This window comes from Novosphingobium sp. B 225 (assembly GCF_002198665.1).
In the GTDB taxonomy this organism is placed as follows: Bacteria; Pseudomonadota; Alphaproteobacteria; order Sphingomonadales; family Sphingomonadaceae; genus Novosphingobium.
Genome location: NZ_MWLM01000024.1, coordinates 1 through 19103 on the forward strand (window position 1 = coordinate 1; position 19103 = coordinate 19103).

At 62.9% G+C, this 19103-nt stretch carries 15 protein-coding genes; 6 read left to right on the forward strand and 9 right to left on the reverse strand.

What is annotated here, in order from left to right:
• Positions 1-307: 307 nt before the first annotated feature.
• The 4 genes from MNBBLIKP_RS02680 to MNBBLIKP_RS02690 all read right to left on the reverse strand — a co-directional run bounded on the left by MNBBLIKP_RS02680 (position 308) and on the right by MNBBLIKP_RS02690 (position 4222).
• Positions 308-775, reverse strand: a complete 468-nt coding sequence (locus MNBBLIKP_RS02680) for a hypothetical protein (RefSeq protein ID WP_140420508.1) — start codon at positions 773-775, stop codon at positions 308-310.
• 1113 nt (positions 776-1888) lie between these two features.
• Positions 1889-2401, reverse strand: a complete 513-nt coding sequence (locus MNBBLIKP_RS02685; RefSeq protein WP_217896643.1) for a hypothetical protein — start codon at positions 2399-2401, stop codon at positions 1889-1891.
• Positions 2356-2499 (reverse strand): hypothetical protein, encoded by a 144-nt coding sequence (locus tag MNBBLIKP_RS17925; protein ID WP_176399624.1) that lies wholly within the window; start codon positions 2497-2499, stop codon positions 2356-2358. The genes MNBBLIKP_RS02685 and MNBBLIKP_RS17925 overlap by 46 nt, the downstream gene beginning before the upstream one ends.
• Position 2500: 1 nt before the next feature.
• The gene (locus MNBBLIKP_RS02690) at positions 2501-4222 is read right to left on the reverse strand and encodes an amidohydrolase (protein ID WP_176399625.1); all 1722 of its coding nucleotides are present in this window, start codon (positions 4220-4222) and stop codon (positions 2501-2503) included.
• 132 nt (positions 4223-4354) lie between these two features.
• Between MNBBLIKP_RS02690 and MNBBLIKP_RS17930 the strand changes: the two genes are divergently transcribed.
• The 3 genes from MNBBLIKP_RS17930 (at position 4355) to MNBBLIKP_RS02700 (ending at position 8034) form a co-directional block, all read left to right on the forward strand.
• On the forward strand, positions 4355-5155 hold the full coding sequence (locus tag MNBBLIKP_RS17930; protein WP_176399626.1) for a hypothetical protein: 801 nt from the start codon (positions 4355-4357) through the stop codon (positions 5153-5155).
• Between the two features lie 334 nt (positions 5156-5489).
• Complete coding sequence (locus MNBBLIKP_RS02695; RefSeq protein WP_088307201.1) at positions 5490-6314, forward strand: flagellin N-terminal helical domain-containing protein; 825 nt, start codon at positions 5490-5492, stop codon at positions 6312-6314.
• 115 nt (positions 6315-6429) lie between these two features.
• A complete protein-coding gene (locus MNBBLIKP_RS02700) occupies positions 6430-8034 on the forward strand; it encodes a lysine--tRNA ligase (RefSeq protein ID WP_088307203.1) in 1605 nt (534 codons plus the stop codon).
• A gap of 34 nt (positions 8035-8068) precedes the next feature.
• Here the strand turns inward: MNBBLIKP_RS02700 and MNBBLIKP_RS02705 are convergent, their stop codons facing one another.
• From MNBBLIKP_RS02705 to MNBBLIKP_RS02715, 3 genes are all read right to left on the reverse strand, one after another.
• On the reverse strand, positions 8069-8842 hold the full coding sequence (locus tag MNBBLIKP_RS02705) for a DUF2189 domain-containing protein (protein WP_088307205.1): 774 nt from the start codon (positions 8840-8842) through the stop codon (positions 8069-8071).
• 166 nt (positions 8843-9008) lie between these two features.
• Entirely contained in the window at positions 9009-10838 is a 1830-nt protein-coding gene (locus MNBBLIKP_RS02710; RefSeq protein WP_254912893.1) for a DUF885 domain-containing protein, read from the reverse strand.
• Positions 10839-11546: a prolyl hydroxylase family protein gene (locus tag MNBBLIKP_RS02715; RefSeq protein WP_254912894.1), complete on the reverse strand. Its 708-nt coding sequence runs from the start codon at positions 11544-11546 to the stop codon at positions 10839-10841.
• Positions 11547-11629: 83 nt separating this feature from the next.
• Between MNBBLIKP_RS02715 and MNBBLIKP_RS02720 the strand changes: the two genes are divergently transcribed.
• Positions 11630-12187 carry a cytochrome b gene (locus MNBBLIKP_RS02720; protein WP_088307209.1) on the forward strand — a complete coding sequence of 186 codons (558 nt, stop codon included), beginning with the start codon at positions 11630-11632 and terminating at the stop codon, positions 12185-12187.
• Positions 12188-12264: 77 nt separating this feature from the next.
• Here the strand turns inward: MNBBLIKP_RS02720 and MNBBLIKP_RS18215 are convergent, their stop codons facing one another.
• Positions 12265-12495, reverse strand: coding sequence for an RcnB family protein (locus MNBBLIKP_RS18215; protein WP_088307282.1), 231 nt, complete (start codon positions 12493-12495; stop codon positions 12265-12267).
• Positions 12496-13484: 989 nt separating this feature from the next.
• Positions 13485-15164 carry an energy-dependent translational throttle protein EttA gene (gene ettA / locus MNBBLIKP_RS02730; RefSeq protein WP_088307211.1) on the reverse strand — a complete coding sequence of 560 codons (1680 nt, stop codon included), beginning with the start codon at positions 15162-15164 and terminating at the stop codon, positions 13485-13487.
• A gap of 236 nt (positions 15165-15400) precedes the next feature.
• On the opposite strand from ettA, the gene MNBBLIKP_RS02735 reads away from it, so the two are divergent.
• Together MNBBLIKP_RS02735 and MNBBLIKP_RS02740 are read left to right on the forward strand one after the other, a co-directional pair.
• Complete coding sequence (locus tag MNBBLIKP_RS02735; RefSeq protein ID WP_088307213.1) at positions 15401-18118, forward strand: TonB-dependent receptor; 2718 nt, start codon at positions 15401-15403, stop codon at positions 18116-18118.
• Positions 18119-18211: 93 nt separating this feature from the next.
• Complete coding sequence (locus tag MNBBLIKP_RS02740; RefSeq protein ID WP_088307215.1) at positions 18212-19096, forward strand: FkbM family methyltransferase; 885 nt, start codon at positions 18212-18214, stop codon at positions 19094-19096.
• Positions 19097-19103 lie beyond the last annotated feature (7 nt).

Sequence of the window (19103 nt, forward strand, 5' to 3'; positions counted from 1 at the left end):
ATTTTGCGGGAGGGGTAGGGGGTGGAGTGATCTCAATTCCGCAGTAGGGCATGATTTGGAATTCCTGAGTACTTCCTTCACTTGCCCTTGGTCGAGGTAGAATTTTTTAGGGATTATGCACCTTACATACCCACTCACAACTGGCGGTGCCGAGCCTGAGAGGCCGACACTCGAAATCACGCCAGAGTTGATCGCGTAGGGGGCTACCGAACTTGCTTTTGATAGCGAGTTGATCAGGGCAGACGTAGTTATCGATGTTCTAATCGCCGCCCTAGAAGCAGGGGGTTTTAAAGTCACCTTGCATCGCCTAGACTAGCCGAAGACTTGCCTCCAATTTCTTGATTTTCTTGGTCCGCAATGCGCAACCTCGTTGCATAACGAGCACCCAAATTCCGCAACAAGCCATCTCATATTTCAGCCTATGGCTCGATACTTCTCGCCCTTTTGGCATATCGGGATATTCATAATCCGCTAGCTTGTCGCAAACCATCTGAATGCCTTCATCTCCGAACCCGATTGGTTGAAGCGCATGGGCAAACTGGTTTCGCAGATCTCGTATGAGATCCAAATCCTGCTGCTCACGTTCGGTTAGCAACCCCATAGCCCGAGCTGCCACAATTCGATTGCTAAACGTCCCAAAGGGCGCGCCTTGATCGTAGAAGAGAGCGGCCTTAGGCTCATCGTAAACTAGGAAGGCCTTGATGCTCTCAACGAGTGCGTCCTCAACTAGCGCCGCCCCTATCAAGGCTGAAACGCGATCACCCCCCATGTGCATTTCGCGTACACCCGAAATAAACTCATCATCATCGAGTTCTTTCCGGGAATAGCGGCTGCTTAGAGACTTTTTTTAGCCATCGAATCCCCCACCTAGAGGGCTATCTAGGATTACGGTGAGAGGTGTGCAAACCTCCAAATAGCAGCATCAATCCTTAGCAAAGCCTGATAGCACCGCGTTACACGCCATCTCCGGATTTTCGGGTTCACGCAGAGGCCGCAGAGGAAGAAGAGGGGCGCGGAGGGGGTGTTCTGGGCCGTGGGAACTGCTTCCTTCTCCACGCTCCGGTTGGCGGGGCTGGGAGGACGGGTGCGCAGTCCCCCAAACCCAACCACCTCGTCGCCCGCGTAGCTAGGCACGTGGCTCGCGGAGCCTTGATCCGGGGCCGGGCTGCCTTTGCGGGCCTCACACTTTGCCGCCAGCGCGCAGCAGAAAAGCCAAGGACCATGCCAGGAACGGGGCGACAGGTTCTGGTGTTTGCTATCGAACGCCTGCCCCGCAAAACCATTTTCCTACACGCCCCCAAACTGTCACTCTCGCCCCGGCCCCCGACGAATCGTTGTGGCTGGGCTTCTTTGACATTGTCGATGCAGCGGTGTTTCCCGGGGTTTGAACGTGCCGCGCCCAGGGACCGGGCGAGGGCCTTGGGGAGGGCCTTGGGGAGGAGACCTGTGGGCAGAACGGAAAGTGACACACAGGGCACGTTTTCGGCATCGCCTGGGCGGAATATTTACGAGCTTGATCAGCAGCTTGATCGCCTTTGCCAGGTTCCGAAAGTCACAGCAATTCCCCCACGTTTGGGTGTCAACCAGGTCCGCGTTTTGCCGGAGAGGCCAGCGCCTGAATTGCGGGTTCACGCAGAGGCCGCAGGGGGACGCAGAGGGGGTGTTCAGGGCCGCAGGCGCAGCTTCCTTAGCCAGGGGTGCGGTTGGAGGGATGGAGGCAGCGGAGAGCGGCAAAGCCGCTGGCGCGGCATCTCTGCGCCGCTACTTTCTTCTCTGCGGGCTCTGCGTGAACCCCCTTTTTCTAAACCCGCCGGTGGACGCAAAGCCCATGCCCCCTCCGCCTCGCTGAGCTCGGCACCTCCCCCAGAGGGGGAGGATTTTCGCCGACTTATCCCCCCGCCAGCGCCTTCCTTGCCCGCACCTGTTCCAGCAGCAACCGTTCCAGCCGCGCGGCATCAGGAACGCCCAGAATGGTGAAAGCATCGGTGCGGCGATCACGGTTGCGGTCGATGAATTGGGTGGTGGCGATGGAGAGGCGGCCATAGCCGTCGGGATCGTGCTGGGCATCGACTTGCCCGACCTGATCGATCTGGACCGACTGCACTTTGGTGCTGCGCCCGGCATAGAGCTGGATCACACGCTGGTCGGTCAGGGCATAGACCACGCGGCGCGCGCGCAGCAGCAGGCGGAACGGGGTGGCCAGCATGCCCAGCCCGATCAGGATGAAGGGCAGGCCGAACAGCGGAAAGCCATATTCGATATAGCCGCCGATGTGCTGCCCTTCACGCAGCGGGGTGGCGGCCAGCCAGGTCCAGAACAGCGCGAACGCGGTCCACGGGATCGCGAACAGCCAGATCAGGAACACCAGCCCTGCTTGCGCGGGCGCGGCTGGGCGCTCCACAGTACGCGTTCCCCCAGCAGCAATTGCGCGCGCAAGGCCGCATCGAACTGCGGCGGCAGGGCTTGCGGGAACAGGCCGGGGGGCAGATCGGGGTTCACTCTATTCCCCGCGCCGCTGCCACACGCTTTGCCCCTGCTTGACCGTTTCCAGCACCTTGATGGCGCGGATCTGATCGACCGGGGTGGTCAGCGGATTGCGGCTCAGCACCACGAAGTCTGCCAGCAGGCCGGGCTTGATCCGGCCCTTGCGGCCTTCCTCAAACACTTGCCAGGCCGGACCGGTGGTCAACATCTGCAGGCCCTGCCATGCCGAGAGCCGCTGGTTCGCCCCGCTGACCACGCCGGTCAGCGACTGGCGCGCCATGCTGCTCCACAGCTGGGTCAGCGGATCGAGCGGGGTGACCGGCGCGTCCGAATGGTTCGACGGGTGCAGCCCGGCCTTCAGCGCCGATTGGAACGGACTGATGAAATCGACCACTTCCCTGGGGAAGTTGCTGCGGTGGATATCGGCAAAGTAATAGGTGTGGTTGCTGAAATAGGCGGGGCCGACGCCGATCCGGGCATAGTCCTTCAACTGGTCAGGGCGCTGGAACTGCGAATGGATCACCACCGGGCGGGCATTGTCTTTCGCCTTGATCCCGACCGCGTCGAAGCCCTTGATCGCCATGTCGATCGCGGCATCGCCGTTGGCGTGGACGAACAGCTGCCAGCCCTTGTCATGCGCGCGTTTGGCTTCGGCGTTGAACTGGTCCTGCGTCATGTTGGAGGTGCCGTGCCAGGGGTGGTGGCCATCGGGCGCGCCATTCTTGTAGTCCCGCGTGAAGAACCCGGTGCGGGCCTGGGGGGAACCATCGAGGACGAACTTGATCCCCTCCAGCTTCACATGGCCCTGATAGGGGCCAAAGGTCAGCTCCGGGCGTTTGAGCAACGCGTCGATGGTCTGGCTCGTCGGGATCATCGCCAGATCGAGCTTGAGGCGGCTGGTGGCGGCCGGGCTTTTGAGGAACAGCACGTCCGGCAGGCTCGATGCGCCGTCCTGCATATGGGTGAAGCCGTTGCTGGCGTATTTGAGCTGCGCCGCATCAAGCGCGGCCAGCCGTTGTTCCGGCGTCAACTGGGGCAGCTTCATATAGACCGGATAGGCGGCGTTTTCGAAGAACACCCCGGTCAGCTTGCCATCGGCGCCGCGCAGGGTGATCCCGCCGGTCGGGTTGGGGGTGGCCTCGGTGATCCCGGCGGCGGCCATGGCGGCGCTGTTGGCGGCCAGCCCGTGGCCAGTGAAGTGGACCAGCACCACCTTGTAATCGCCCAGCCTATCCAGCTCGGCAGCATTGACGTGGCGGTGTTCGGCCAGCTTGCCGTCGTCATACTGCCACGCGACCACCCAGCCGCCCGGCTGGATCCCGCGCGCGGCGATCCCGGCCTTCAGGGCTTCGAGCAGGCTGGGCACGTCCTTCACCGGCGCGGCGGGATCGCCCAGATCCACCCCGCTCGCCACCTGCATCGCCATCGTGAAGTGCGAATGGGCATCGACGAAGCCGGGCAGCATGGTCGCACCTTTGAGGTCACGATCGGCTGCTCCTTTGCCCGCCACCTTGCGCGCCTGCGCCAGCGGCCCGGCGAAGACGATCGTGCCGCCGCGTTCGACCACCGCCTGCACGGTGCGCGGGGCGGGGCCGTCCATGGTCAGGATCGGGCCGCCGTGCCACAGGCTGACGGACGGCGGCGGCGGGATCAGGACTGGCGGCTGATCGGCAAAGGCTGGCTGCGCGAACACCACCGACAGCAGCAGTGCCGGGGCGACCTTGTTCAGGCGTGACATGAGTTCTCTCTCCTCTTGCCGCGCACAGTGATACAGCCCGGCGCGCGGTGCAAGATGGTGGCGCTTGCCAAGCGCGCGGCAATGTCCTTTCATGTGCACAGGCGCGCTGGTTGGTATTGTTGGAGCATTTGCATGACCTTGCGCCGCGCGCTTTGCCTGATCCTGTCCCTGTCGATTGCCGGACCCGCGCTGGCCGCCCCGGCGCAGCTGCTGCGCGAACAGCGCGCGGTTACGCTGGGCGGCGCGGCGGAGACCTGGCAGCTGGTGTGGCAAGGGCGGCCGCGCTCGATCTGCGGGCCGGAAGATGTCGAGATGGCGATCACCTGTCCCTGCACCGGCTTTGCCTATGGCGAGCTCGGCAAGCTCGATCTGGTCCGGCTGCGCGGGGGCAAGGTGGTGGACCGGATGGATCTGGGCCCGCTGTTCAGCGATCTGCCGGCCGACGATGCAGACGGCCTTGCCGCGATGCAGTGGCGGCAGATGGTGTCGCGCGACTTTGATGCCGCGGCGGACGGATCGTCCAAGGCGTTCCTGGCCGAAGTTGCCAAGCGCCCCGGACCGCGGATGATGCGGCTGGCTGACTATGACCACGACGGGGTGGCGAGCGAGTTCCTGGTTCAGGTCAGCGCCGGTCCTTGCGGCCATACCGAATATGCCGCCGTCGGGGTGAGCAAGGCGCAGCCGAAACTCCATGCGCTGTCGAGCAAGGACAACCCGGCCTCGCCCTTGGTGCTGCCGGGATCGGCCTGGCAGGCGCTGCTGGGTCCCAAACCGCGCACGGTGGTCAACTATCCCTGCGGCGATCATGGGGCGGATCAGCAGGAGGAACTGGTGGTCGGCGCGGCGGGCGGCACGATCTCGGTCCAGCGGGTGCTGCGCGCTTGCAGCGATGAAGGCGGTGCCGGGGCCGAGGTGGGACGCGAGGCGATGTAGGGCGATTGCGCTGCTTGGTTCACGCAGAAACCACAGGGCAGAAAGGAAGGCGCAGAGGTGTAGCTATCCGCCTCTTTCTCCTCTTCGATCTCTGCGTGAACCCCTTCAAACCGCGCATCCGCAGATTAACGCCCCCGCTTTCACCCCAAGCGAAAAAATATTTCCCAAACCCTTAAACAGCGCAATTTCAGCATCTTGCGAACGGAAATCGCTAAAATCCGAACGGCCCGTTAACCATCCGGATTAAATTCCCCGTCCCGTTGCCGGTCTTTCCCCCAGCAACGGTGAGCGCCATTCGCGGCCCCCACCGGCTCAACCGTGAAGGGAAATTCAAATGGCTGTCATCAACACGAACATCAGTGCCATCCGGGCGGCCAACGCTTCGGTTTCGGCGAACAAGATGCTGGGCACCGCGATGGAACGCCTGTCCACCGGCAAGCGCATCAACGGCGCCAAGGACGACGCGGCGGGCCTCGCCATTTCGACCACCATGACCTCGCAGGTGCGCGGCATGAACCAGGGCATTCGCAACGCCAACGACGGCATTTCGCTCTCGCAGACCGCTGACGGCGCGCTCAACGAAGTGACCAACATGCTGCAGCGGGTGCGCGAACTGGCTGTCCAGTCGAGCTCGGGCACCTATCAGGCGTCGGACCGTACCTATATGCAGTCGGAAGTCACCGCGCTGACCGAACAGATTGACGACGTGCTGACCAGCACCAAGTTCAACGGCAATGCGCTGTTTTCGACCACGGCCGGCACCGATGTCACCTTTGACATTCAGGTCGGAGCGGATTCGGGTGAAACCATCACCATCACTTCGGCCGCGATCGATGGCACCAATATCGACGCCACTGCGCTGGACGTGACTTCGGCGGCGCTGGCCACCACCACGATCGGCAATGTCGATCTGGCCCTGGCCGACGTCAACGCCAGCCGCGCCGGGATCGGTGCGGGGCAGAACCGGCTGGAATCGGTGGTCAACAACCTGACCAGCAACGCGACCAACCTGTCGGATGCGCGCAGCCGGATCGAGGATGCGGATTATTCTTCGGAAACCACCGCGATGGCCAAGGCGCAGATCCTCAGCCAGGCCTCGACCGCGATGATCGCACAGGCCAACCAGAGCCAGCAGAACGTCCTGTCGCTGCTGCGCTAAGTCCAGATACCCGGCTCTCCAGTTCAGCTTGGGGGCAAGAGGCCGCCGCTCTGCACAGCGCAGGGCGGCGGTTTCGCTTGCCTTGAGCGCGCGGGTGCGCAAAAGCCCCGCCACTATGACCGACGCCGAACTGCATGCCGCCGCCCAAGTCTCCAAGGCCTGGCCTTTCGAGGAAGCCCGCAAGCTGTTGAAGCGCTATCCGGACGGGAAACGCGGCCCAAATGGGCAGATCGAACCCGTGCTGTTCGAAACCGGCTATGGCCCCTCGGGCCTGCCGCATATCGGCACTTTTCAGGAAGTCCTGCGCACCACCTTGGTCCGCCGCGCCTATGAAGCGCTGACCGGCGGCGCGCCGACGCGGCTGGTGGCGTTCAGTGATGATATGGACGGGCTGCGCAAGGTGCCCGACAATATCGAGAACAAGGCCGTGCTCGAAGCCAACCTGGGCAAGCCGTTGACCCGGATCCCCGATCCGTTCGGCTGCCACGAAAGCTTTGCCCACCACAACAACGCGATGCTGCGCCAGTTCCTTGACCGGTTCGGGTTCGATTACGAATTCGTCTCGTCAAGCGATCGCTACAATTCCGGCGCTTTCGACGGTGCCCTGAAAAACATCCTGCGCCATTTCGACGGGATCATGGACGTGATGCTGCCGACCCTGCGTGAGGAACGCCGCAAAACCTATTCGCCGGTCCTGCCAGTCAGTCCCACCACGGGCGTGGTGCTGCAGGTGCCGGTGCAAGTGATCGATGCCGAAGCCGGGATCGTGCGGTTTGAGGATCAGGGCCAGATGATCGAACATTCGATCCTGGGCGGCTGGTCCAAGCTGCAGTGGAAAGTTGACTGGGCGATGCGCTGGGTTGCGCTGGGCGTCGATTATGAAATGTGTGGCAAGGATCTGACCGATTCCGTGCGCGAAAGCGGCAAGATAACCCGCGTGCTGGGCGGGCGCCCACCCGAAGGGCTGATCTACGAGCTGTTCCTGGATGAGAACGGTGAGAAGATTTCCAAGTCCAAGGGCAACGGCCTGACCATCGACCAGTGGCTGACCTATGGCAGCGAGGAAAGCCTGGGGCTGTTCCTGTTCCGCGAACCCAAGAGCGCGAAGAGCCTGCACACCGGGATCATTCCCAAGAACGTCGATGAATACTGGCAGTTCCGCGAAAAGCTGCCCGGCCAGCCGATCGAACAGCAATTGGGCAACCCCGTGTGGCACCTGCTGCGCGCCAACGGTTACCATGGCGGCGATGGTGACAAGCTGCCAGTGACCTTCGGACTGCTGCTCAACCTGGTCGGTGTGCTGGGTGCCAATGCCACGCGCGATCAGGTGTGGTCGTACCTGGCAAATTACATCGCCGATGCCCGGCCCGAGGCGCATCCCGCGGTCGATGTGCTGGTTGAAGCCGCGCTCGCCACCAACCGCGATTTTATCGCCCCGACGCTGCTGCGCCGCAAGCCCGAAGCGGGCGAAGCCAAGGCTCTTGCCGCGCTCGATGCCGCGCTGGCCGAAACGGCCGGCGATGCCTCAGCGGAAGACCTGCAGAACCTGGTCTATGAGATCGGCAAGAACCCCGATTTCGGGTTCGAGAACCTGCGCGACTGGTTCAAGGCGCTGTACGAAACCCTGCTGGGTTCCAGTCAGGGCCCCCGCATGGGCAGCTTCATCGCGCTGTATGGCATTGCCAACACGCGGAACCTGATTGCCGAGGCGCTAGCCTGAGATCCTCTCGTTTTGTGCTTCACAGGAACGGGCTCTAAGCGACCACCGCGCGCCGGTACAAATGCCAGGTTGCGTGGCCCAGGACGGGCAGTGCCACCAGTAGCCCGGCGAAAGCGGGAAGCATCGCGGCGAACAGGGTCACCGCGATGAACGCGGCCCACAGTGCCATAACCACAGTGTTCGATCGCACCGTGGCCAGGCTGACGATGATCGCGGTCAGGAAATCGACATTGCGGTCCACCAGCATCGGCAGGCTGATCACGGTCACCATATAGAACACAAATGCCACGCCCGCGCCGATCACACTGCCGACCGAAAGCATCGCAATGCCGGTGCCGGTGGACAGCAAGCTGAGCGATTCTGCACCCATGCCGCTTTCAGACATGAAGATCGCGAAGATGCCGTGGGCCAGGATCATCCAGAACGTAAAACCGACGAATATGAACCCGCCCATCATCGGCAGTTGTTCATCCCCATGCCCGCGCAGTGCGCCCAGCACGCCGCCCCAGGTCAGCGGCAGGCCAGCTTCGCGGCGGCGGCTGACTTCATAAAGACCCACGGCGGTGAACGGCGCGATCAGCGGAAAGCCCGCCACCACCGGGATCAACCACATCGATTGCCCCTGCGTGGTCAGCGCGTACCACAGATACAATCCGGCCAGCAGGTAGATCGCGCCAAAGAACAGGCCGTAACCGGGAGCAGCGCAGAAGTCGCGCCACCCGGCGGCCAGCGCGGTCCGGAGGTCCGCAATCGAAAGGTCCTTCGCCACCGTGACCGGTGCGACACGCGCTTGTTGGGTGGTCACCATGCGCCCCCATCCTCGTTATCCCGCACCGGAAAGTGCCTCAAATGCCGGAGGAGGGCAAGATGGTGTCCGGCAGTTCGGCGGCAGGCGCGTCCCTCTCCCGCTTGGGGTAGGGGGAAATGCGCGCTACTTCCAATCGCGATTGCCCCGCGATGCAGCGAGTGACGAGTTACCCCCCCGCAGTGATCCAGCGGTTTATCTTGGCTTCCAGCACCGGCAGCGGCAGCGCGCCGGATTCCAGCACCTGGGCGTGGAACTGGCGCAGGTCGAACCTGGCGCCCAGCGCGGCCTCAGCCTTGCGGCGTAGCCGCTGGATGGTCAGGGCGCCGATCTTGTAGCTCAGCGCCTGCGCAGGCCAGGCGATATAACGCTCAACCTCTGCCGTTGCGTCGCTGCGTCCCATGCCGCTGTTGGCCAGCATATAAGCGATCGCCTGCTCGCGGCTCCAGCCCCTGGCGTGCAGGCCGGTGTCGACCACCAGCCGCATCGCCCGCAGCATCTCGTCATCCAGCGTGCCCCAGTGCTGCATCGGATCGCGGTAAAGCCCCATTTCGTGGCCCAGCGTTTCGGCATAGAGCGCCCAGCCTTCAACATAGGCATTGTTGCCGCCAAACCTTTGGAAATCGGGCAGACTCTTGTCCTCCTGCGCCAGACTGATCTGGAAATGGTGCCCCGGCGCGCCCTCGTGCAGGTACAGTGTGGTGATCCCGGTCAGAAAGCGGCTGGGCAGATCATAGGTGTTGTAAAAGAACACGCCGGGGCGGCTGCCATCGGCGCTGCCTTCGTTATAGCTGCCACCCGCATCGTATTTTGCCCGGTATTCGGGGTAAGGCTGGATCTCGAGCCGGGTGGCGGGGGTGTGCAGGAACAGGCGCGGGATATGGGCGTCCACGGCCCGCGCGGCCTTGGCAAAGCCATCGGCCAGTTCCTGTGCGGTCTGCGGATGATAGCGGGGATTGGTGCGCACTTCTTCAAAGAAGCCTTTGAGATTGCCTGAATAACCCAGCTTCACCTTGACCTGCTCCATCTCGCGCTGGATCCGCGCCACTTCGGCCAGGCCGAGCTGGTGGACCGCTTCGGGATCGAGCGACAGGGTGGTCTCTTTCTCGATCAGGCGGCGATACAACCCCGCGCCGCCCTTCATCGCGGACAGCCCCACCGCCTCGCGCGCGGCCGGCAGGTATTCATCGTTCAGGAACTTGCGCAGGCGGCGATAGGCCGGGAGCACATCATCACGCAGCGCCGCGCCATAGGCCTGGCGCAGTTGCGCCCGGTGCGCCTCGGGAACACCTTCGGGGAACGACGCCACTGGCGAGAGAAACGGCGACTGATCCTGCGGTTGGGCCAGCAGGGCATCGATCTGGGCGATCATGTTGGCGGTGGTCAGCCGGGTTTCCACCACTCCGCTGTCCAGCCCCTGGCGGAATCGCAGTTCGGCATTGGCGAACATGACCGGCAGCATCCGCAGCACCGCCAGATTACGCCAGTAATCGGCCTCGCTGTCATAACTGACTGCCCCGTTCGCCGCCATGATCGAAGGAAATTCGATGTGCAGGCCCCCGAAATGGTCCATCGGCCGCACCGCCGTCAGTGCGATCATGTCTGGTGCGAGCCATTCCAGCTCCTCGCGCTTGTTATCGAGGAACACATCGTAAGAGATCTGGCGCTGCGGGGTGAGGCGGCGGCGGTCGATCCGCTTCAGCGCCGCCATGCTTTGCTGGGCAGACTGGCGGGTCAGGCGCAGTTGCTCATCGGTGAAGACCCGGCGCAGCTCGCCCGGCGGCACTTCCGCGCCGTGGAACAGCAGCTGCAAAGGATCGAGCATCTGTTCGCGCCGCTGATCTTCGCGAAACAGGGCAATCAGGCGCGAATCCTCGGTGATTGCGCTCGCTGCGCTGCGCGGAGTCTGCGCCCCGGCGGGATGTGCAACCAGCGCCAGCACCAGCAGCAAAGCTGCGGCCAGTCGCTTGCCCAAATGTCGCCACGGCTCCAGCGCCACCTAGCCCCACCTGCCGACGCGGTACCATTTTGTTATGATGTACTTTGATCCCCGGATCACCGGTTTGCCGGCGTGGATCGTATCCTGGTTGAGCGAGCCGTCACGACAGGCATTGTTCCACACGATCAACGCGCCCTTTTGCGGCGGGATAGTGACGCCGATGTTGTGGAAATGGGTCTCCCCGCCTTCCGCGACATGGTTGAGATAGATCATGGCCGTAAAGCAGCGCTGCCCGCCGCGTTTGGCTTCCTGTTTCCAATAGGGGGCCTTGGTCCAGAACCAGTCCATGTGAGCCCGGAATTCCTGCCCTTCGGCATAGCGCTGGCCCTGGATCGTCTCGCCATTGTCATGCGGCAGTCCGAGCGTATCGTCGATCCGCCGCTCAATCATCCGCACGAACGGATCGTTGCGATCGAAATTGCCCGAATAGCTGGTGCGATAGGTGCTTTCATGGCCATAGCCCTGGTCAAGCAGGTCGCTGGGACGGGCGGCTTCGTCCACCAGGGCCATCAGCCGGGTGCATTCCTCGTCCGAAACGAACTCGCTGATTGCCCAGATCTCGGCTTGCTCCACTGGAACCTGCTGCGCCAGCGGTTCAGCCTCAAGCCTTCGCCGCACTTGCGCCCCGGCGCGCAGCAAGGCCAGCTTGTCCGGGTTGGGACATTCCGGATAGCGCATCGGTTGCCAGTCTTGTTCGGCGGCGGTCATGCTCGCCTGACTACCGCCTGCGCGGGCCGGAGCAAGCAAAAGCTGCTTGCCCGAAGGGCTGTTTTGCGCCAGTTTCTCCGATTATGGCCACCAACACCGCATCTGCCGATCGCTATTCGCGCGGCGCCGTCATCCTGCATTGGCTGATCGCCGTGCTGATCGTGCTCAACTATGCCGCCGCCTGGGTTGCTGAAGACATGCCCAAGGAAGCGAAGATGCAGGTGATGGGGAACCACAAGGCAATCGGGATAACGATCCTGCTGCTGACCGTGCTGCGGATTGTCTGGCGGTTGATGCACAAGGCTCCGCCGCTGGTCGAAACGCTGAAAGCCTGGGAAGCAGCGCTGGCGCGGGTGACGCATCTGGCGCTGTATTTCCTGATGCTGGCCGTGCCGGTGGCGGGCTGGGGGCTGCATTCCGCATCCAGCCAGGGCGCGCCCGTGGGCATGTTCGGCTTGTTCGGCTTTCCCGCACTGCCAGTCGGTTCGGACAAGCCGACGATCGGCATGTTCCATGAACTGCATGAGGTGTTTGCCACTCTGATGCTGGTGCTGGTGGTGGTGCACGTGGCGGCCGCGCTTAAGCATCACTTCAAGGACAAGGACGGAACCCTGCGCCGCATGGTGCCGTGGCTGCCCTGATCGGCTGATTCCAATGTGGATTGGAACAGGCCCCCGCCGCAAGGACGGGGACCTGTTCGTGTCTGCTTCCGGCGGCCTTACCAGAAGAAGTTGTTGATCACGTCCACCACTTCGCCGGTATAGACGTTCACCAGCAGGGCATCGTCGTAATAGCGCACCCAGCGGTACGGACCATAGACGTCGGGCAGGCGGTACTGCCACGGATCGTTGATCCAGTAGTTCTGGCTGAAGAACAGCGAATCCAGGAAAAACCCGATGCTCAGCCGGCGATAGGAATAGCCGCGATAGGGGGCGTAATAGCTGCCCATGCGATAGATCCCCGGGTTGCCGCGGCGATAGCTGTTCCAATCATACCGGCTGTTGCTGCGCCAGCGGTTGTCCCAGCGCCGGTAATCCTGGTTGTAGCCATGCCGCGATCCGCTCCAGCCCTGGTTGCGGTTCCAATTGTTGTTGCCGCGATAGCGATCGCCATCATGCCTGCGGTCACGATCGTGCGATCCGCTCCAGCCCTGATTGCCGGACCAGTTGCGATTGCGGTCGCGGTTCTGATCATGGTTGCGATCACGATTGGGCGATGTGGTGTAGTTGCCGTTCCAGCCACCCTGACTGGGGGCAGGGCGGTTCCAACCCTCACCGCCGCGACCTTCGCCGCCGTTCCAGCGCTGCTGCGGAGCAGGAGCCGGAGCCGGAGCAGGTGCCGGGGTGGGCTGGCGGGCACCGCCGCCGTTCCAGCCGCCACCGCCGCCGCGCTGACCGCCCGACNACCAGCCGCCGCCCGAATTCGTGCCGCCCGCTTGGCCGCCACCGTTCCAGCCGCCGCGCTGGCCGCGATCGCCGCTCCAGTTGGCGCTGGGCGCAGGAGCGGCCTGCGGAACAGGAACGGCAACCGGGGCAACACGTTCTGGGGCCTGGGGGCGGGACCATCCGCCGCTGTCATTGCCGCCGCCGCCACGACCGGCCCAGGTCTGCTGAGGCTGGGGCTGCGGCGCAGGACGGTTCCAGCCGCCTGCGCTGATATTCCCCGCCGCTTCATTGTCACCGCCGCGCCCACGCCAGCCGCCGCGATCTTCACCGCCGGGCTCAGCCGAAGCGATGCCGGGCAAGGTCAGCGCCATCAAAGCCAGTGCAATCGCACTGCTGCGACCCCTATTGGAAAGCTTGCTCACGGCCATGGCCGTATCTCCATCCATCGCGCCGCACCATCGGCGGCGACCATGGCAGCATGGCTATCCGATTCGCGCTGTCGCAAAGGTGAATGACTTGGTAAGCTATTCGTTCAGGTTTGGAGGGGCTGAAATTAACGCGTAAGCTTCTTGTAAGCGAGCCGCGTCGGGCGGTCCGCCGCATCGCCCAAGCGGCGGCGTTTGTCTTCTTCATAGGCCGCGAAGTTGCCTTCGAACCATTCGACGTGGCTGTTGCCTTCGAATGCCAGGATGTGAGTGGCGAGGCGATCGAGGAAGAAGCGGTCGTGGCTGATGACCACTGCGCAGCCGGCGAAGTTTTCGATGGCTTCTTCCAGCGCGCCCAGCGTTTCCACGTCAAGGTCATTGGTCGGTTCGTCGAGCAGCAGCACGTTGCCGCCTTCTTTCAGCATCTTGGCCATGTGCACGCGGTTGCGTTCACCGCCAGACAGCTTGCCGACGTTCTTCTGCTGGTCAGCGCCCTTGAAGTTGAACGCGCCGACATAGGCCCGGGTGCTCATGTCCTGCTTGTTGACAGTCATGTAGTCATGCCCGCCGCTGATCTCTTCCCAGACATTGTTCTTGGGGTTGAGATCATCGCGGCTCTGATCGACAAAGCCGAGGTGGACGGTGCTGCCGATTTCAACCGTGCCGCTGTCGGGCTGTTCCTTGCCGGTCAGGATCCGGAACAGGGTTGATTTACCTGCGCCGTTCGGGCCGATGATGCCCACGATTCCGCCGGGGGGCAGCATGAAGCTCAGGTCTTCGAACAGCAGCTTGTCGCCATAGGCTTTGGAAATGCCCTTGGCTTCGATTACCTTGCCGCCAAGCCGTTCGGGCACCTGGATGACGATCTGGGCCTTGCCGATCGGCCGGTTGTCCTGCGCGTTCTGCAGTTCCTCGAACTTGCGGATACGCGCCTTGCTCTTGGTCTGGCGTGCAGCGGGAGTCTGGCGAATCCATTCGAGTTCGCGGCTGAGCGCCTTCTGCTTGCCGCTTTCCTCGCGTTCTTCCTGCGCCATGCGCTTGGCCTTGGTTTCGAGGTAGGTCGAATAGTTGCCTTCGTAGGGGAAGTATTTCCCGCGATCGAGTTCAAGGATCCAGCCGACCACGTTGTCCAGGAAGTAGCGATCGTGGGTGATCATCAGCACCGCACCGGCATATTCCTTGAGGTGGTTTTCCAGCCATTCGACCGATTCCGCGTCGAGGTGGTTGGTCGGTTCGTCGAGCAGCAGGATGTCCGGCTTCTGGATCAGCAGTCGGGTCAGCGCGATGCGGCGCTTTTCACCGCCGGACAGATTGTCCACCGCCCAATCCCCCGGCGGGCAGCGCAGCGCTTCCATCGCAACTTCAAGCTGGTTGTCGAGCGTCCAGCCGTCAACCGCGTCGATCTTGCCCTGCAGCTCGCCCATTTCCTCCATCAGCGCGTCGAAATCGGTATCGTCCTGGGGATCGCCCATTTCGGCGCTGATGGCGTTGAAGCGGTCAACCAGATCGGCCGTCGCACGTGCGCCGTCCTTGACGTTTTCCAGCACGGTCTTGGTCGTATCGAGTTCGGGCTCCTGTTCAAGGTAGCCGACCGTAATGTATTCCCCCGGCCAGGCCTCGCCAGTGAAATCCTTGTCGATCCCGGCCATGATCTTGATCAGGGTCGATTTACCTGCGCCGTTCGGGCCGACGATGCCGATCTTCGCGCCCTGGTAGAATTGCAGGTTGATATTGCTCAGCACCGGCTTTTGCGCGCCGGGGAAGGTCTTGGTCATGTCCTTCATCACGAAGGCGTACTGGGCGGCCATGCTGGATCCTTGATCTTAAGCGTAATGTTCGGGTTTGGCGCGCCTCTACAGGCCCGCACGCGGCGGGGCAAGCATGACGCGCGGCAGTGAATGCGCTGCGTGACTTACGATTGGTGGCAGAGCTGCAACAGGTGCGCGCGAATGTGCATGGCCCCGGTGGCACCTCTTCATGCAGATCGCTATAGAGGGCGTCCCAAAACATATCGGCTTTACCCCTGAAGCCTTTGGAGGATACCATGAAATTCAAGCTTGTAGCGGCCTTTGTTGCCAGCACGTCGGCCTTTGCCTGGACGCCTGCGATGGCCCAGGATGCCGTCCCGCAGGCCGATACCGCGACCACCGGAGAGGAAGGCGAAATCATCGTCACCGCGACCCGCCGCAGCGAAGCGCTGTCGGACGTGCCGATCGCAGTTTCGGCGGTTTCAGGCGAAACCTTGGCCAAGAGCGGCGCGACCGATGTGCGCGCGCTCAACCAGGTTGCCCCTTCGCTGCTGGTTTCCGGTGCGACCAGCGAAGTCAACTTTTCCGCGCGTATCCGCGGGATTGGCACCGTGGGTGAAAACGCCGGTCTGGAAAGCTCGGTCGGCCTGTTCATCGATGGCGTGTACCGCAGCCGCACCGGCGTGGGCCTGACCGAACTGGGGGACATTGAACGCGTCGAAGTGCTGCGCGGGCCGCAAGGCACCCTGTTTGGCCGCAACAGCACCGCGGGTCTGATCAACATCGTCACCAAGGGGCCGGACCTGTCGGGCCTGATGGTCAAAGGTTCGGCCAGCTATGGCAACTATGACTATTGGCGGCTTGATGGCGCGGTCAACGCGCCGCTTAGCGATACCGTTGCCGCGCGGCTCGATGGTGTGGTGATGAAGCGCGATGGCTTTATCAAGCAGATCACTCCGGGCGAACCGGCGATCAACGATCGCGATCGCTGGTTGTTGCGCGGCCAGCTGCTGTTCCAGCCGAACGACGACATGAAGCTGCGCCTGATCGGCGATTACGGCGTGCACAAGGAAAACTGCTGCGGCGGCGTGCTGCTCAGCCCGGTGCGCAATCTCAGCCGCGGGACCGATGGCTTCCCGGTTGCTTCGGCCAACACCCTGCTGCCGCTGCTGCAGGCGTTCGGCGCGAACTATCAGGTGCCCCAAGGGACCGATCCGTATCAGCGCGTTGCGGCGACCACCAAGGGCGTCCCCTATCGCTCGGACAGCAAGGATTGGGGGCTTTCGGGCGAACTCAGCTGGAAGCTGGGCGAAGTCAACCTGACTGCGATCAGTGCCTATCGCGATTATCTGAACGAACAGGGACAGGACGCCGACTTCCAGGCGATGGACATCCTGCGCCGCACCGATCTGGACCGACATTTCCGCATCTTTACCCAGGAATTGCGCTTGCAGGGTGAAGCGCTGGACGGGCGGGTCAACTGGCTGGTCGGCGGCTACTATGCCAATGAAAAGCTGTCTGTGGATGACGATATCAAGTACGGCGCGGACTATGAACGCTATGCCAACTGCCTGGCGGCGACCGCGCTTTCGGCGGCCAACGTCAACCCGGCATCGGCCACCTGTTCGAACCTGCCGACCACCAGCTGGCCGGGCTTCCAGGGCCTTGCTACGCTGACCGGCGCAGCGCGGCTGAACGGCACCGGCAACAACGGCTCGACCTTCAACCAGAAGAGCGAAAACTACGCATTCTTCACCCACAACACCTTCGATATCGTTGAAAACAAGCTGAAGCTGACGCTTGGTGCGCGCTATACGCACGAAACCAAGGATCTGACGGCGCAGGCGAATTTCACCAACACGCTGTGCCCTGCGATTCTGGCAACCCCGTTCCAGGCGCTGGCTTCGATCGCCTGCGTGATCAATGGCGCGGGGAGTTCGTTTGGCCAGGGCGCAACCGGCACGCATTTCGGTGAAGGTCAGTGGACCGGCACCGCAGTGCTGAGCTGGAAGCCCAGCAACGACGTGCTGGTCTATGGTTCGGCGTCAAAGGGCTACAAGGCCGGCGGGTTCAACCTGGACTTCTCGGCACTTGACCGTCCGTGCAGCACCACTGGCGGTTCCGCGGCGCAGAATGCTGCATGCACTTCCTTGCTGGCCCGCCCGGCTTTCACCCCAGGGAATGCCCGTGCCGAAGCCACTGACCTGCAATTCGCCAGCGAAAAGGTGGACGCGTTCGAAGTGGGGATGAAGTACAACGGACGCGGCTTTGATCTGAACGTTGCGGCGTTCTATCAGCGCTATTCCAACTACCAGCTCAACACCTTCAACGGGGTGAACTTCGAAGTTACCAACATCCAGGCTTGCAAGGATGGCCTGGCCGGGGCGGACATCGATGGCTCGTCGTTGACCGGGGCTTGCGCCAGCGACCGGCTCAAGCCGGGCGTCACTTCGAAGGGTTTTGAAGTGGAAGCCTTCCTGCGGCCGGCGCGCAACTTCGGGGTCAACCTGGGGCTGACCTATGCCGATACAAAGTACGCCAGCGATCTGGTCGGCACGTCTGGGCGCGCGTTGAGCGCGGTGCTGTTCCAGCTGCCGGGCCGTGCGGTTTCGAACGCGCCGCAATATGTGGTTACGGCCGGGGTCAGCTGGACGCCGGAACTGGGCAGCACTGGCCTGACCGGTCTGGTCTACCTCGACACCCGCTTGCAGAGCGATACCAACACCGGGTCTGATTTGGATCTGGAAAAGATCCAGGATGCCTATGCGCTCTTCAATGGCCGCATCGGGGTCTATGGCCCGGGCAAGCGCTGGGGGGTTGAGCTGTGGGGCCAGAACCTGCTCAACAAGAAGTACCAGATGATCGGTGCCGATATGCCGCTGCAAGGCAGCGGTACGTTCCGTGCGGTGGCTTCAGCCGCTTCGACCGGTCTGGCGGGCACTGCCAACCAGCTGTTCGTCGGCTTCCCCGGCGAACCGCGCACCTATGGCGCGACGATCAAGTTCACGTACTGATCGGCGCACCAGCGGGATGAACATGGGGCCGGTGGGAGCAATCCCGCCGGCCCTTTTGCTTGTGCTGACCGGGGCGTGCGTTAAAGCGCAGCCATGGGGATCAAATCTGGCCTGGGCCACCTTCTGTCCGCATTTTGCCGTGCCGCGCCTGCGGCGCTGGGCCCTGGACGCGTGTTTGAACGGCTGCGCTGGCGGCTGGGTATGGCGGCATACCGCCTTATCGGGAATAGTCCGGCGGACGCACAGCTGCGTGTGGTGCTCGCCCGCAATGGTGCGCGGATGGAATTGGCGCTGGACGAATTTGTCGATCGATCCATTTATTGCACCGGGGAATGGGAGCCGCGTGAAACTGAATTGATCCGCCGCCGTTTGCGCCCGGGGGACTGCATGGTCGATGTCGGGTCCTACATCGGCTGGTTCACCTTGCTCGGCGCGCGGCTGGTTGGTCCGGCGGGCAGGGTAATCGCGTTTGAAGCCAATCCGGCCACTTATGCGCGGCTTCAGCGCAACCTGTCACTGAATGGCCTGACTCAGGTGGAACCGCACAATCGTGCAGTGGGGGATCAGCCGGGCCGGGTCCGCATCGGATCGCGCACACCCGGCAATGCCGGGGGCGATTTCGTCGATTTCAGTCAGTCAGACGCGGCAGACGGGGTGGAGGTCGTGCTGCTCGATGATGTGCTGCGGGATCAGTCGGTCCGGGTGCTCAAGATCGATATCGAAGGAGCAGAGGCCAAGGCGCTGCGCGGGGCGCGTGAATTGATGGCCCGGGCCGACGCGCCCGATCTGGTGCTTGAACTGACCCCGGCCTATATTCGAGCGGCCGGTGATGATCCGGCGGAATTGGTCGAACTGTTGCGCAGCAGCGGCTATCGCTTGCTGGAAATCGGGCAGTTCGCGCTGGCCCTGCCGCAGGGAGATCTGGCCAAGCGGGAGCAGACCTATCTCTATTGCACCAAGGATTTGGAACTGGGCTGAACAGCTT